12 protein-coding genes and 1 pseudogene are annotated in these 13,560 nt (G+C 70.4%); 4 read left to right on the plus strand and 9 right to left on the minus strand.

All coding sequences use genetic code 11. The features are described 5' to 3' along the window. Positions 1-204: 204 nt before the first annotated feature. On the minus strand, positions 205-1,170 hold the full coding sequence (locus A3IC_RS0134065; protein ID WP_052173936.1) for a LysR family transcriptional regulator: 966 nt from the start codon (positions 1,168-1,170) through the stop codon (positions 205-207). A 135-nt stretch (positions 1,171-1,305) separates the two neighbouring features. Between A3IC_RS0134065 and A3IC_RS58115 the strand changes: the two genes are divergently transcribed. Continuing rightward, entirely contained in the window at positions 1,306-2,508 is a 1,203-nt protein-coding gene (locus tag A3IC_RS58115) for an MFS transporter (protein ID WP_020554559.1), read from the plus strand. Positions 2,509-2,572: 64 nt separating this feature from the next. After that, on the plus strand, positions 2,573-2,743 hold the full coding sequence (locus A3IC_RS69070) for a hypothetical protein (RefSeq protein WP_020554560.1): 171 nt from the start codon (positions 2,573-2,575) through the stop codon (positions 2,741-2,743). Positions 2,744-2,815: 72 nt separating this feature from the next. On the opposite strand, the gene A3IC_RS0134080 is transcribed toward A3IC_RS69070, so the two are convergent. Then, the gene (locus A3IC_RS0134080) at positions 2,816-3,214 is read right to left on the minus strand and encodes a winged helix-turn-helix transcriptional regulator (protein ID WP_040877620.1); all 399 of its coding nucleotides are present in this window, start codon (positions 3,212-3,214) and stop codon (positions 2,816-2,818) included. A gap of 68 nt (positions 3,215-3,282) precedes the next feature. Here A3IC_RS0134080 and A3IC_RS0134085 point away from each other — a divergent pair, with 68 nt between their 5' ends. Beyond that, positions 3,283-3,951 (plus strand): nitroreductase family protein, encoded by a 669-nt coding sequence (locus tag A3IC_RS0134085; RefSeq protein ID WP_020554562.1) that lies wholly within the window; start codon positions 3,283-3,285, stop codon positions 3,949-3,951. A gap of 197 nt (positions 3,952-4,148) precedes the next feature. Continuing rightward, positions 4,149-4,322: pseudogene (locus A3IC_RS72700) on the plus strand (putative quinol monooxygenase); the annotation flags it as partial. A 195-nt stretch (positions 4,323-4,517) separates the two neighbouring features. On the opposite strand, the gene A3IC_RS0134095 reads toward A3IC_RS72700, so the two are convergent. The 7 genes from A3IC_RS0134095 to A3IC_RS0134125 all read right to left on the minus strand — a co-directional run bounded on the left by A3IC_RS0134095 (position 4,518) and on the right by A3IC_RS0134125 (position 13,415). Then, positions 4,518-5,804 (minus strand): thymidine phosphorylase, encoded by a 1,287-nt coding sequence (locus tag A3IC_RS0134095; protein ID WP_020554564.1) that lies wholly within the window; start codon positions 5,802-5,804, stop codon positions 4,518-4,520. A gap of 54 nt (positions 5,805-5,858) precedes the next feature. Continuing rightward, positions 5,859-6,248, minus strand: a complete 390-nt coding sequence (locus A3IC_RS0134100) for a cytidine deaminase (RefSeq protein ID WP_020554565.1) — start codon at positions 6,246-6,248, stop codon at positions 5,859-5,861. Positions 6,249-6,253: 5 nt separating this feature from the next. Then, the gene (locus A3IC_RS0134105) at positions 6,254-7,570 is read right to left on the minus strand and encodes an ABC transporter permease (protein ID WP_020554566.1); all 1,317 of its coding nucleotides are present in this window, start codon (positions 7,568-7,570) and stop codon (positions 6,254-6,256) included. 29 nt (positions 7,571-7,599) lie between these two features. Continuing rightward, positions 7,600-8,931, minus strand: a complete 1,332-nt coding sequence (locus A3IC_RS0134110) for an ABC transporter permease (protein WP_020554567.1) — start codon at positions 8,929-8,931, stop codon at positions 7,600-7,602. Next, entirely contained in the window at positions 8,928-10,544 is a 1,617-nt protein-coding gene (locus A3IC_RS0134115; protein ID WP_020554568.1) for an ABC transporter ATP-binding protein, read from the minus strand. Before A3IC_RS0134115 ends, A3IC_RS0134110 begins: the two co-directional genes overlap by 4 nt. A 128-nt stretch (positions 10,545-10,672) precedes the next feature. Beyond that, positions 10,673-11,785: a BMP family lipoprotein gene (locus A3IC_RS0134120; protein ID WP_020554569.1), complete on the minus strand. Its 1,113-nt coding sequence runs from the start codon at positions 11,783-11,785 to the stop codon at positions 10,673-10,675. A 400-nt stretch (positions 11,786-12,185) separates the two neighbouring features. Then, the gene (locus A3IC_RS0134125; protein ID WP_026219067.1) at positions 12,186-13,415 is read right to left on the minus strand and encodes an amidohydrolase; all 1,230 of its coding nucleotides are present in this window, start codon (positions 13,413-13,415) and stop codon (positions 12,186-12,188) included. Between the last annotated feature and the right edge of the window lie 145 nt (positions 13,416-13,560).

The raw sequence follows: 13,560 nt of genomic DNA on the forward strand, positions 1-13,560 counted from the left end.
CCCCTCGCTCGGGACTTCGTGTCCCTCCGCTTCGCTCCGGGCCACGAAGTCCAAGTTCTGCGGCTCCGCCGCTCTCCGCGCTTCGCGCGTCGATCGCTGGGGGCGGCCGCGGTCGGGGGCGCTGACGCGCCGGGGGGTGGCGAAGGGCGGGCGGGGTGGGGGTGGGGGTGCGTCGGGGAGTGGTCCGGTGGGGGTGGTGGGGGTTCAGGATTCGGGGTGGTTCGGGTGTAGGAGGTTGCCGCGGCGGCTGAGGACGAACTCGCGGAACAGGCGTACCGGTGTGGTCTCCGGTCGGCCCGGTACCCAGGCCAGCCCGATGGTGCGAAAGGCCCGGGGCGCGGTGACGGCCAGGTGTACGGTGCCCGGGCGCGGCACCTCGGGTGCGGGCAGCAGCGCGACGCCCAGGCCCGCCGCGACCAGGCCGCGCAGCGTCTCGGCCTCCTCGCCCTCGAAGGCGATCCTGGGTACGAACCCGGCCTCGGCGAACAGCGCGTCGGTGATCCGGCGCAGCCCGTAGCCCGGCTCCATGCACACGAAGACGTCCTCGGCCGCCTCGGCCAACCGCACCCGGCGGCGGTGCGCGAGCCGGTGGTCGGCCGGCACCACCAGGTAAAGCCGCTGATCATCCAGCGCCCGCACGGCCAGGTCCGGTGCGTCCGGCAACGGCGCGGTCAGGCACAGGTCGAGTTCGCCGGCGCGCATGCGCTCCAGCATCGCCGACGCCGACACCTGGACGAGTTGGAAGCGGATGCCCGGGTGGTGCACCCGAAAGGCGCGCAGCAGGCCGGGCACCGCCTCGGGCCCCATCGTGTGCAGGAACCCGAACGCGACCTTGCCGCGCGCCCCGCCCACGTCCTCGATCACCTCGTCCAGGCCGCGCTCCAGCAGCGCGAGCGCCTGTTCCACATAGCCGAGCAGGGTGTGGCCCTGTCGGGTGAGCGCCACCCCCCGCCCGGTGCGGGCCAGCAGCGGCACGCCGACGTCCGCCTCCAGTCGGGCCATCGTGCGGCTGAGCGTGGGCTGCGGGATGCCCAGGCCGGCTGCGGCTCGGGTGATGTGCTCCTCGCGGGCGACCGCCGCGAATTGCGTCAGGAGCGGGACGATGGCCGCGGAAACCTCCGCTGATCTGCTGTCATACGACACAGCATGGATTCTTGCCCAAACATGCATTGGACGCATGAAAAGACGCGGCCTAGTTTCGTATTCATGCCCGCCTCGAACAGCTCATCGGACCCCGCCCCAAGCACCGTCCCGACCGCTACCGCGGCAATCCGGCACACGCGCGGTTCGCGCGCGTATCGCCGGGTGAACCTGGCGCTGTTCGCCGCGGGTTGTTCGACCTTCGCGATGCTCTACGCGACCCAGACACTGCTGCCGGAGTTGTCCGACGGGTTCGACCTGGACCCGGCCACGGCCAGCCTCTCGGTCTCGGTGACCACCGGTGCGCTGGCTCTGGCGGTGATCCCGGTGAGCATGCTGTCCGAGCGGTGGGGCCGCTCGCGGGTGATGACGATCTCCGTGTTCGGCGCCGCGCTGCTGGGCGTACTGGCCGCGTTCGCCCCGGACTTCGGCACGCTCGTGGTGCTCCGCGCGGCGCAGGGCGTCGCCCTGGCCGGGTTGCCCGCGACCGCGATGGCCTACCTCGCCGAGGAGGTCGACGGGCCCTCGCTGGGCTCGGCGATGGGGCTGTACGTGGCGGGCAACAGCATCGGCGGCATGGGCGGCCGGTTGGTCACCGGACTGGCCTCGGACCTGGGCGGATGGCGGGTCGCCCTGGTGGCGGTCGGCGTGCTGGCGCTGGGGTCGGCGGTCGCCTTCCGGGTGTTGCTGCCGCCGTCGCGCAACTTCACCCCGTCGGCGATGAGCGCGCGGCAACTCACCGGCGTGCTGCGCGCGCACCTCGCGGACCCGGTGCTGCGTCGGTTGTACCTGCTCGGCATGGTGTTCATGGCGGCGTTCGGCACCGTCTACAACTACCTCGGCTACCGGTTGCTCGCCGAGCCGTTCGGGCTGCCGCAGACGGTGGTCGGCGCGATCTTCGTGATCTACCTGGCGGGTACGTTCAGTTCGGCCGCCTCGGGCCGGCTGGTCGGGCGGATCGGGCACCGTGCGACGTTGTGGGCCGCGGCGGCGATCACGGCCGCGGGCGCGCTGCTGACCCTCCCGGACAACCTGGCGCTGGTCGTGGTCGGCCTGATCGTGCTCACCGCGGGCTTCTTCGCGGGCCATTCGGCGGCCAGTTCGGCGGTCGGCCTGCGGGTCACCGAGGGCCGCGCGCAGGCGTCCGCGCTGTACCTGGCGGCCTACTACCTCGGGGCGAGCGCCGGCGGCCCGATCGGCGGCGTCGCCTTCCACGGCCGGGGCTGGGCGGGTGCGGTGGTGCTCGTGCTGGTGCTGATGGCCGCGGCCGGCGTGGTGGCCCACGGCCTCCACGGCCGGGTGGCCGGCGCACCGGCGCCCGCACCGATCCGGCGGCACCCCCGCGCACACGTGCGCTCGACCGCCTGAGCAGCGTGCCCCGGTCGGCCGGGGGCCTCGATCGGGCCCCGGCCGGCCTTGGCATGCTGAGCCCATGGACGAGCGGCACAACCCGGTCCCGGGCCCCCACCCGGGCGACCGCGACGACTTCGGCCGGGTGTACCGCCCGCACACCGTGCGCGCGGGTTGCGCGCTGCTCGGCTGCCTGCTGGTGGTCCTGGCCTCGGCCGTGCTGATCACCGCACTGATGTGGCGGACCCTGTGACGAGTGCGACGGTGCGCCCTCGGGTCGACGCGATCGCACGTCCGCGCGGGTGGGCGGCCGGCTCGTGCCCGTTCAGTAGCCCAGGGCCGCCTTGCGCTCGGCCGCAGTGACCCTGGCCCGCTCGATCTCGTTGATGTGCGTCTCCGTCCATTCGCGCAGCGCGCGGATCGGCTCACCCAGGCTGCGCCCGAGTTCGGTGAGTTCGTAGTCCACCCGAGGCGGGATGGTCGGGGTCACCGTGCGCAGCACGAAGCCGTCCGCCTCCAGGCCGCGCAGGGTCTGGGTGAGCATCTTCTGCGACACGCCCTCGATCCGGCGGCTCAGGTCCGTGTACCGCATCGTGCCGTCCCGCAGCGCGTCCACGATCAGCACCGTCCACTTGCCGGCGATGTGGTCCAGGACCTGACGCGTCGCGCACTTGGCGCTGTAGACATCGGCGGGAAGGCCGATCGATTCGACAATGGTCACCATTCGAGGAGAGTAGCGCACCAATTAGTGCCTACTTCCCACTGGAGAGTGACTCTCCCAAAATTGTGGCCATGAGCAACGACACGTCGATCCGCACCGCCTCGGTCGCCGAGGCCATCCGCACCCGCCGCACCGTCCGCCACTACCGCCCCGAGGCGATCCCGGCCGACACCCTCCGGACTCTGCTCGAACTCGCCATCGAGGCCCCCACGAGCTGGAACCTTCAGGACCGCTCGATCGTGGTGGTCACCGACGACGTGGGCCGCGCGGGCCTGATCGAGGCCACCGGTGGTCAGCCGCAGACCCGGGAGGCGCCCGTATTGCTGGTCTTCGTCGCCGAGCCGCAGGCGTGGCGCGACGAGCATGCCGACGTGTACGAGCAGGCGCTCCGCAACGGGGCCTGGAACGACGCGTTCGTCACCATGTTCGCGGCGGCGTCGCAGGAGTTCCAGCAGGACCTGGCCGCGCGTGGGATGTTGCGCGAGTACGCGGTCAAGGACGCGATGATCGCCGCCACGTACGTCATGCTCGCGGCCGGCGAACTGGGCCTGGCCACGTCGCCGATGAACGGCTGGGACGAGGCCCTGGTCAAGCAGGCGATCGGCATCGGGGATCGCGACGACCTGGCGATAGCGCTGATCGTCGCGGTCGGCCGACCGGCCGAGGACCGGCGTCACCCCGGGCGCCGGGCGCTGGAGCGCAACGTGTTCCACGGCCGCTACGGCGTGCCGCGGCCGTGAGTTCGACCCGATATCCCGCGGCGACCGGTGTGCCGCGTTCGGTGGCCGCGAGGATGCCGGCCAGAGACGATCGGGCGTCCTGGAGTCCGGTGATCCGTGCGTCGATTCCGTCCGGTGCGTCGCGCGGGTAGCCGATCACGCACGGGTCGAAATCCGCTCCGGGGCCCTCGACGCAGGGCAGCAGACCGGCACACACCATCTACGGCTCGCTCCGCCCCAGGCCGCACCGCGCCGCCGAACTCAAGGCGCTGCTTTCGGCCCTGGTCGAGCCGACCCGCGCGGAGCCCGGCTCGCTCCGGTACCACCTGCACGAGGAGGCCGACGGCACGCTGTTCCCGTACGAGGTCCGGCGCTCCGCGGAGGACCTCGAACCGCACATGCGCGAGTTCGTGTCCACCTTCCTCGAACACCGGATGGACTGGCTCGAACGCGACCCGGACGCCCACGAGGGCACCATGTTCGGCCCGTACCCCGTGGAATAGGCCGACCGCCGATCCACCCGTGCACACGACGAGGCCCTCGCCTCCCGGTCGGGAGTCGAGGGCCTCGGTGCGTGGGTCGGGCCGTCAGGCCGTCGGGCCGATCCGGTCGATCAGGATCGGGGTGGGCTCGAAGGCGGTGCCGGCCGGGGCGATGGTGACCGCGTCGGCCAGGATCTCGCTCGCGTAGCCGAAGCGCTCCGGGGTGTCGGTGTGCAGGGTCATCAGCGGCTGCCCGGCGGTGACGATGTCGCCCGGCTTGGCGTGCAGTTCGACGCCCGCGCCGGCCTGGACCTGCTCCTCCTTGCGGGCCCGGCCCGCGCCCAGGCGCCAGGCCGAGACGCCGACCGCGTACGCGTCCACCCGGGTCAGCACACCGGACAACGACGCCGTGACCACCTGGGTCTCGCGCGCCACCGGCAACTTCGCGTCCGGGTCGCCGCCCTGGGCCTGGATCATCCGGCGCCACACGTCCATCGCCGAGCCGTCGCGCAGCGCGTCCGCCGGGTCGATCCGGGTCTGACCGGCCGCCGCGAGCATCTCGCGCGCGAGCGCGATGGTCAGCTCGACCACGTCCGCCGGGCCGCCGCCCGCGAGCACCTCGACCGACTCGCGGACCTCCAGCGCGTTGCCCGCCGTCAGCCCCAGCGGCGTGGACATGTCGGTCAGCAGCGCGACCGTCTTGACCCCGTGGTCCACGCCCAACCGGACCATGGTGCGGGCCAGTTCGCGCGCGTTGGCCAGGTCCTTCATGAACGCGCCGGAGCCGACCTTGACGTCGAGCACCAGCGCGCCGGTGCCCTCGGCGATCTTCTTGCTCATGATCGAGCTGGCGATCAGGGGTATCGCCTCGACCGTGCCGGTCACATCGCGCAGTGCGTACAACTTCTTGTCCGCCGGCGCGAGGCCGTCGCCCGCCGCGCAGATCACCGCACCGACGTCCTCGAGTACGCGCATCATCGCGTCGTTGGACAGCGCCGCCTGCCACCCGGGGATGGCCTCCAGCTTGTCCAGCGTGCCGCCGGTGTGGCCCAGGCCGCGGCCCGAGAGTTGCGGGACGGCCACGCCGCACGCGGCGACCAGCGGCGCGAGCGGCAGGGTGATCTTGTCGCCCACGCCACCGGTCGAGTGCTTGTCCGCGGTCGGCCGGGACAGCGTCGAGAAGTCCATCCGCTCACCCGACGCTATCATCGCGTCGGTCCAGCGGTTGATCTCGGCCGCGGTCATGCCGTTGAGCAGGATGGCCATCGCGAGCGCGGACATCTGCTCGTCCGCGACCGCGCCGCGCGTGTACGCATCGACCACCCAGTCGATCTGAGCCGCCGTCAGTTCACCGCGGTCCCGCTTCGTACGGATGACCGAAATCGCGTCCATGCTGTCCGTTCTCTCTTGGCCGCCGCGGCGACCGGTTCGGGTCACGAGCAATTGCTAGCGAAGGTCGCCGGGCCCGAAGGCCTCCGGCAGGATCTCCCGCAACGGCCGTACCCCGTGCTTGGTTTCCAGCAACATCTCGGCGCCGCCGTGCTCCCACAGCAGTTGTCGGCAGCGCCCGCACGGCATCAGTACCGCGCCCTCGCCGTCCACGCAGCAAAAGGCCACGAGCCGGCCGCCTCCGCTCGCGTGCAGCGCGGACACCAGGCCGCACTCCGCGCACAGCGTGAGGCCGTACGACGCGTTCTCCACGTTGCACCCGGACACGATCCGGCCGTCGTCCACCAGCGCCGAGGCGCCGACCGGATACTTCGAGTACGGCGCGTACGCCCCCCGCATCGCCGCCGTCGCCGCGTCCCGCAGCGCCGGCCAATCGATCTCCGACACGCCCGTCAGCCCTTCGTGTAAGGCTTGTTGGCCGCCGCCGGCGCGCGCACCTTGCCGACCAGACCGGCCACCGCGAAGATCGTCACGACGTACGGCATCATCTGCAGGAACTGGCTCGGGATCGAGGTGTTCAGCGGCTGCAGCGACGTGGCCAGCGCACTGGTGAAGCCGAACAGCAGCGCCGCGGCCACCGCGCCCAGCGGACGCCAGCGCCCGAAGATGACCGCCGCGAGCGCGATGTAGCCCGCGCCCGAGGTCATGTCCTTCGAGAAGGTGCCCACCGTGCCGATGGTCAGGAACGCGCCGCCGATGCCGGCGATCGCGCCCGCCATGATCACGTTGCGGTACCGGGTCGCGTTGACCTTGATGCCGACCGTGTCCGCCGCCGTCGGGTGCTCGCCCACCGCGCGGGCCCGCAGGCCCCAGCGGGTGTGGAACAGGCCGAGGTGCACGATCACGATCAGCGCGTACATCAGGTACACGATGATGTTCACGTCGAACAGGACCGGGCCGATCACCGGGATGTCCGCGAGCCCCGGAATCCGGATGTTCTCGAACACGCCCGGGTTGTTGTAGCCCTCGGGGTCCTTTTGCAACAGCTGCGTGTACAGGAAGCCGGTGATGCCGGTGACCAGCAGGTTGATCACCACACCCAGGACGACCTGCTCGACCAGGTAGCGCACCGCGAAGACCGCGAGCAGCCCGCCGATCAGCGCGCCCGCGACCATGCCCGCGGCCAGCCCCGCCCACAACGACCCGGTGATCGAGCCGGTGAGCGCGGCGGCGAACGCGCCGAACAGGAACTGACCGTCGATGGCGATGTTGACCACGCCCGAGCGCTCACCGATCACACCCGCGAGCGCGCCGAGCACCAGCGGTACGGCGGCCAGCAGGGTGTTCTGCAGGGCGCCCGCGAAGGACATCTGCTTGCCCGCGACCGCCCACACCAGGAACGCGATCACGAACGCGATCAGGAACAGCGCGATGCTCAGCCGGATCGCCAGGCGCGACCGGTCCAGCACGATCCGCAGCACGCCCGCGACCATGCACAGCACCGACATCGCGATCGCGACGGCCCGCGCGGGCAGCGACAGGTCGCCGACCTCGGTGGTGTCCCGGTTGGGCACGGTCATCCCGAAGACCGCGTCGACGCCGCTCTTGGTGCCGAAACCGAACGCCCACAACGCGTACAGCCCGACCAGGATGAAGCCGATGCCCGTGATCAGGGCCTTCTTGCGGGCCGCGGCCCGCACCACGTCGGCGGCCTCGCCGGTGGGGTTCACCGGGGCCTCCACGTCGGGGGCGATCACGGTGTCCGCCACCTGCGTGCCTCCTTCAGGGTTCCGCTCGGTCATGACTGGACCCCCACGGTCTCCTTGGCGGCCAACGGCCCGCCCTCGGCACCCTTGCGGGCACCGCGCAGCCGGAAGATCGAACGCACCAGCGGCGGCGCCGCGACGAACAGCACGATCACGGCCTGGATGACGATGACGATGTCGACCGACACGTTCGCGGACGCCTGCATCACCGAACCGCCCGCTCGCAGCGCGCCGAACAGCAGTGCGGCCAGCACGGTGCCCAGCGGCTTGGTGCGGCCGAGCAGGGCCACGGTGATCGCGTCGAAGCCGATGCCGGCGTCGATGCTCGGGGTCAGCGTGTGCGCCGGGTTGGTCGAACTCATCACCTGCGAGACACCGGCGAGGCCGGCCATCGCACCGGCGATCACCATGGCCAGGATCTGCGCCCGGGCCACGCTCATGCCCGCCGTACGCGCCGCGTCCGGGTTGGAGCCCACCGCGCGCAGTTCGAAGCCGAGCGTGGAGCGGTTGAGCAACCACCAGTAGATCCCGGCCGCGAGCAGCGCCAGGATTATGCCGAAGTGGATCCGCAGGTTGTCGCCGAACAGGTTCGGCAGCACCGCGTTCTCGTGCGCGTCCTTGCCGATCGGCTGCGCCTGGCCGCCGCGGCGGAAGGTGTCGGTGGTCAACAACCAGCCGAGCATGAGCACCGCGATGTGGTTGAGCATGATCGTCACGATCACCTCGTGCGCGCCGTAGCGAGCCTTGAGGAAACCGGCGATGCCCGCGTACAGACCGCCGCCGATCACGCCGGCCAGGATCACGAAGACGAGGTGGATCACCGGCGGCAGATCGACGACGAACCCTATCCACGACGCGAACACCGCGCCGGCGATGATCTGGCCCTGGGCACCGATGTTGAACAGCCCGGTGCGGAACGCGATCGAGACCGCGAGACCGCCGAAGATCAGCGGCGTGGCCTGGGTGATGGTCTCCGAGATCGGCCGGAAGATGTCCTCGATCGACCCCTCGGAGAAGCTGTCCGGGTTCACGATCGAACCCTTGAACATCGCCGTGTAGGCGTCCGAGACCAGCGTCCAGGAGCTGGACAGCGCCTCGCCCGGGGCGGCGAAGAAGTACTTGTACTCGTCGAGCACGTCCTGGTCCGCGAGGATCATCAGGACGCCGCCGACGACCAGCGCGAGCACGATCGCCAGGAAGGTCACCACGGCCGAGTTGCCGGTGATGATCGCGTCGAGCATGGCTCGACCGAGCGAGGGCTTGGCGGGCGTCGAGGCGCTCGCCCCGGCCGGCTCGGTCGTCTTGGTCGGGGCCGGCTTCGCCTTGCTCGGCTCACCTGGCGTGCTCTTGTTGTCCTCGGTCACGCTGGGTCCTCCTCCCCCGGGGTTGCGTCGCTCTCGTTGGTCGCGGTCGGTGCGGCCGGCTCGGTCCCGGTCGCGTCCGGTTCGGCGGCGGGTGCCGGCTCGGCCGGATCCCTGCTCGGGATCACGCCGGCCATCAGCAGACCCAGGTCGCCCCGAGAGGTGGTGGGCGGCACGATGTCGACGATCCGACCCCGGTACATCACCGCGATCCGGTCGGCCAGCGCGACCACTTCGTCCAACTCGGTGGACACGATGATCACCGGGGTGCCGACGTCGCGCTCGGCCACGATCCGCTTGTGGATGAACTCCATCGCGCCCACGTCCACCCCTCGGGTGGGCTGCGAGGCAATGAACAGCCGCAGCGGGCGCGAGAGTTCGCGCGCCACGACGACCTTTTGCTGATTGCCGCCGGATAGGGTGCCGGCCGGCGACTCGATGGTCTGCGTGCGGATGTCGAATTCCTCGACCCGCTGCCGCGCGTTGTCGCGCACCGCACCCGGGTTGATCGATCCGCGCCGCCCGAACGGCGCCTGCGTGACCATGTCCAGGACCAGGTTCTCGGCCACGGTGAAGTCGCCGACGATGCCGTCGTGCTGACGGTCCTCGGGCACGAAGCCCACGCCGGAGTTGAGGATCTGCCGCGGGCTCCTGCCCGCGAGGTCCTGTCCGTCCAGGCTGATCTTCCCGGCGGCGGGCGCGCGCAGGCCCAGGATGGCCTGGGTCAGCTCGCTCTGCCCGTTGCCGTCCACGCCCGCGATGCCCAGGATCTCGCCCTCGCGCAGGCGCAGGTCGACCCGGTCCACCACGGCCTGGCCGTTGCCGTCGAGCACGGTCAGGTCCTCGATCGCCAGCCGGACCTCGCCCGGCTGTGCCCGGTCCTTGTCGACCACCAGCTTGACCGGCCGGCCGACCATCAGCGACGCGAGTTCCTTCTCCGAGGAGGCCGGATCCGCGGTGCCGACCACCTTGCCGCGCCGGATCACGGTGATCCGGTCGGCGACGGCCTTGACCTCTTTGAGCTTGTGCGTGATGAACACGATGGAGTGGCCGGACGCGCGCAGCGCGCGCATCACCCGGAACAGTTCCTCGGTCTCCTGCGGAGTGAGCACCGCGGTGGGCTCGTCGAGGATCAGCACCTTGGCGTCGCGCACCAGTGCCTTGAGGATCTCCACCCGCTGTTGCAGACCGACGGGGAGGTCCTCGACCAGCATGTCCGGGTCGACCTTGAGGCCGTACTCGTCGACGAGGTCGAGCACCTTCTTGCGGGCCCGACGGCGGTCCAGCCAGCCCAGCGACCTGGTCTCCTCGTGGCCGAGCATCACGTTCTCGGCGACGGTGAAGACCGGGACCAGCATGAAGTGTTGGTGGACCATGCCAATGCCCGCGTCGATCGCGTCACCGGCGGTCCGGAACTTGCGGGGGGTGCCGTCGACGACGATCTCGCCCTCGCTGGGCTCGTAGAGCCCGTAGAGCACGTTCATCAGAGTCGACTTGCCGGCACCGTTCTCACCGAGAAGGCAGTGGATCTCCCCCGGCTCGACGGTCAGGTCGATGTGGTCGTTGGCGACCAGCGACCCGAACCGTTTCGTGATTCCGCGCAGTTCGAGCTTCAACGCGGAGACCTCCTCGGCTACGCCCCCCGCAAGGGGCCGCTACGGGTTCGACCCGGGTCCCCGCGGGGCCCGGGCGGTACGGACACGGGCGCCGTGGAATCTGCTTCCACGGCGCCCGATCGTTTGGGTCAGCTCTTCGGCTGGTTCTTCGAGGTGATCTTGATCTTGCCGCTGACGATGTCGGCCTTGACCGTGTTCAGCTCGGCCTTCAGGTCGGCGGGGACCTTCGAGTCGAAGTCGTGGAACGGCGCCAGGCCGACCCCGTTGTTGGCCAGCGTGCCGATGGTGGCCTTGGTGGTGAACTGGTTGTTCGCCGCGGCCTTGACCGCGTTGAACACCTGGCCCTTGATGTCCTTGGTCACCGTCGACAGGAACACCGACTTGTACTGCGAGGCGCTCTCGTAACCGTCCTGGTCGACCCAGATGATGCTGGCCTTGCCGCCGCTCTTCTGCGCGGCGGACGCCGCGCCCAGACCGGTCTGGCCGGCGACCGGCATGATCACGTCGGCGCCCTGGGCGATGAAGTCGTTGGTGATCCGCTCGCCGTCGGCCGGCGAGTCGAACTTGCCCGCGAGCGAGCCGTCACCCTTGACGTCGTCCCAACCGATGACCTGGACGTTCTTGCCCTTGGTCTGGTTGTAGTACCTGACACCCTGGACGTAGCCGTCCATGAACACGGTGACCGGCGGGATCGGCAGCGCGCCGAAGGTGGCGACCTTGCCGCTCTTGGAGTAGCCCGCGGCGAGGTAACCACCGAGGAAGCCGGCCTCGGCCGTGTTGAACTGCAGACCCTGCACGTTCGGCTCGATGCTGGACGAGTCGACGATCGCGAACTTCTGGTCCTTGTGCGTGGACGCGGCGGCCTTGGTCGCGTCGGCCATCAGGCCGCCGACCGCGATGATCAGGCCGCACTTGTCGTTCACGAGGCTGTTGAGGTTCGGAACGTAGTCGTTCTCGGTCTTCGAGGTGATGTACTTCACGTCCACGCCGAGCTCCGACTTGGCCTGCTGCAGGCCCGCCCACGAGGAGGCGTTGAAGGAGCGGTCGTCGATGCCACCGGTGTCCGTCACCATGCAGGCCTTGAAGTCGATCTTGGCGGCCTGCGACCCACCCGGGGTGGCACTGGTGCCCGAATTCGACTTCTTGTCGTCGTCCTTGGGCTTGCTACCGCACGCGGCGGTGGCAGTAAGGGCGAGAGTGACGCCGACCGCAGCTGCGGTCACCTTGGATACCCGGCGCACGGGTGTCTCCTTCCGATGAGCGCCCCTTCGGGCGCTGCTCCCAGATGCAGACTCTGACGCGCTTGGTTCCCTGGTAAACGCGCGTAGACCTGCTAGCCGTCGGAGAGCATACCTAGTAAAAGAATATGAGCGACAAAATCCGTGAATCGCCACCGCAACACGCCCCGTTAGCCCGGCTGTGTGGCCGGAGCCGAGACGGGTCGGCGCGGAACCGGGCAGTCCGCGACATGACAAGACGGAAAAGACCCGGTGCCGCACGAGATCGAACGGCACCGGGTCGGAACATTACAGACTTACGAACGTGGGAGGAACGGGGACCGGGGTCGTGGTGGTTAACAGTTCCGCATACGTCCCATCTCGGTGCTCCCGCCCGCACGGCGCGCGCCGGGCCCGACCGGGGTCAGCGAACGGGCCGCAGCGCCAGCCCGACGAACAATTCGACGCCGATCCCGATCGCCCGCTCGTCGACGTCGAACGTCCCCTGGTGCAAGTCGTATACGGGGTCCCCGACGGGTCGCACACCGAGCCGGGTGAGCTCGCCGGGGACCTGGTCCAGGAACCACGAGAAGTCCTCGCCGCCCAGGCTCTGCTCGGTACCCTCGACCGCACTCGCGCCCAGCACGCCGGTCGCGACCGTGCGCATCGCGGCGACCGCGTCCGGGTCGTTGACCACCGGCGGCACACCCCGGTGGTGTTCGAGCTCCCACTTGGCGCCGTAGGTCGAGGCGATCGAGTCCACCAGCTCGTGCATCAGATCCGGAGCCAGCCGCCACGCCTCCAGGTCCAGGCAGCGCAGCGTGCCCTCCAACTCACCGGACTGCGGGATCACGTTCGGCGCGGAGCCGGACTGGATCCGTCCCCACACCAGGCTGGCGCCCGAGCGCGGGTCGATCCGCCGGGAGAACGCCGAGGGCAGCTCCGAGGCGAGCTTGGCCAGCGCGGTGACCAGGTCGGTGGTGCGATGCGGACGGGCGGTGTGGCCGCCGGCCCCGTTGAGCGTGATCACCACCCGGTCGCAGGCCGAGGTGATCGCGCCGGCGGTCAGCCCGACCCGGCCGACCTCGACCTTGGGGTCGCAGTGGATCGCGTGGATCTCCGCGACGCCCGCCAGGCCCCCGGCCTTGATCACATCCAGCGCGCCGCCGGGCAGCTTCTCCTCGGCGGGCTGGAAGATCAGCCGGACCGGCCGCGTCAGCAGCCCTTCACGGGCGAATTCGGCCAGCACCAGCGCCGTGCCCAGCACGATCGAGGTGTGCACGTCGTGGCCGCACGCGTGCGCCCGGCCGGGCACCGTCGAGCGGTAGGGCACATCCTTGACGTCGTCCACCGGCAGCGCGTCGATGTCGCCGCGGAAGGCGATCAGGTCGTCCGCGACGGCCCGGCCGGCGGGTGACGCCCGCTCGGGTCTGATGTCGCACACCAGGCCCGTCCCGGGCAGTAGCCGCGGGCGCAGGCCCGCGCGCACCAGCCGTTCCCGGATGAGCCCGGTGGTACGGAACTCCTCCCGACCCAGCTCTGGGTGCATGTGCAGGTCGCGCCGGAAGGCGACCAGCTCGTCGGCGAAAGCCGCGGCTTTGGCGGCGGCCTGGGCGGGGAGGGATTCGCTCACCCACGCAAGACTACGTTGCATCGGTCTTCGCGACGTGGTAGGGAGCGAATTACCCCCGTTCGGGTGAGAAAAAAGCCTCCCGCCGGCGCATGCGCTACGGCCGGTAGGGGTATGCCTGTATGCCCGTTCCCGCAATGGCCGACTTCCGTGCGCTCGACCCCGTATC

The sequence above is a fragment of the Embleya scabrispora DSM 41855 genome (genome assembly GCF_000372745.1).
GTDB lineage: Bacteria > Actinomycetota > Actinomycetes > Streptomycetales > Streptomycetaceae > Embleya > Embleya scabrispora.

Coding starts and splice junctions, on each gene's coding strand:
- A3IC_RS0134065 (WP_052173936.1), bottom strand. CDS start 1,170: ATGCATGTTTGGGCAAGAATCCATGCTGTGTCGTATGACAGCAGATCA.
- A3IC_RS69070 (WP_020554560.1), top strand. CDS start 2,573: ATGGACGAGCGGCACAACCCGGTCCCGGGCCCCCACCCGGGCGACCGC.
- A3IC_RS0134080 (WP_040877620.1), bottom strand. CDS start 3,214: ATGGTGACCATTGTCGAATCGATCGGCCTTCCCGCCGATGTCTACAGC.
- A3IC_RS0134085 (WP_020554562.1), top strand. CDS start 3,283: ATGAGCAACGACACGTCGATCCGCACCGCCTCGGTCGCCGAGGCCATC.
- A3IC_RS0134095 (WP_020554564.1), bottom strand. CDS start 5,804: ATGGACGCGATTTCGGTCATCCGTACGAAGCGGGACCGCGGTGAACTG.
- A3IC_RS0134125 (WP_026219067.1), bottom strand. CDS start 13,415: ATGCAACGTAGTCTTGCGTGGGTGAGCGAATCCCTCCCCGCCCAGGCC.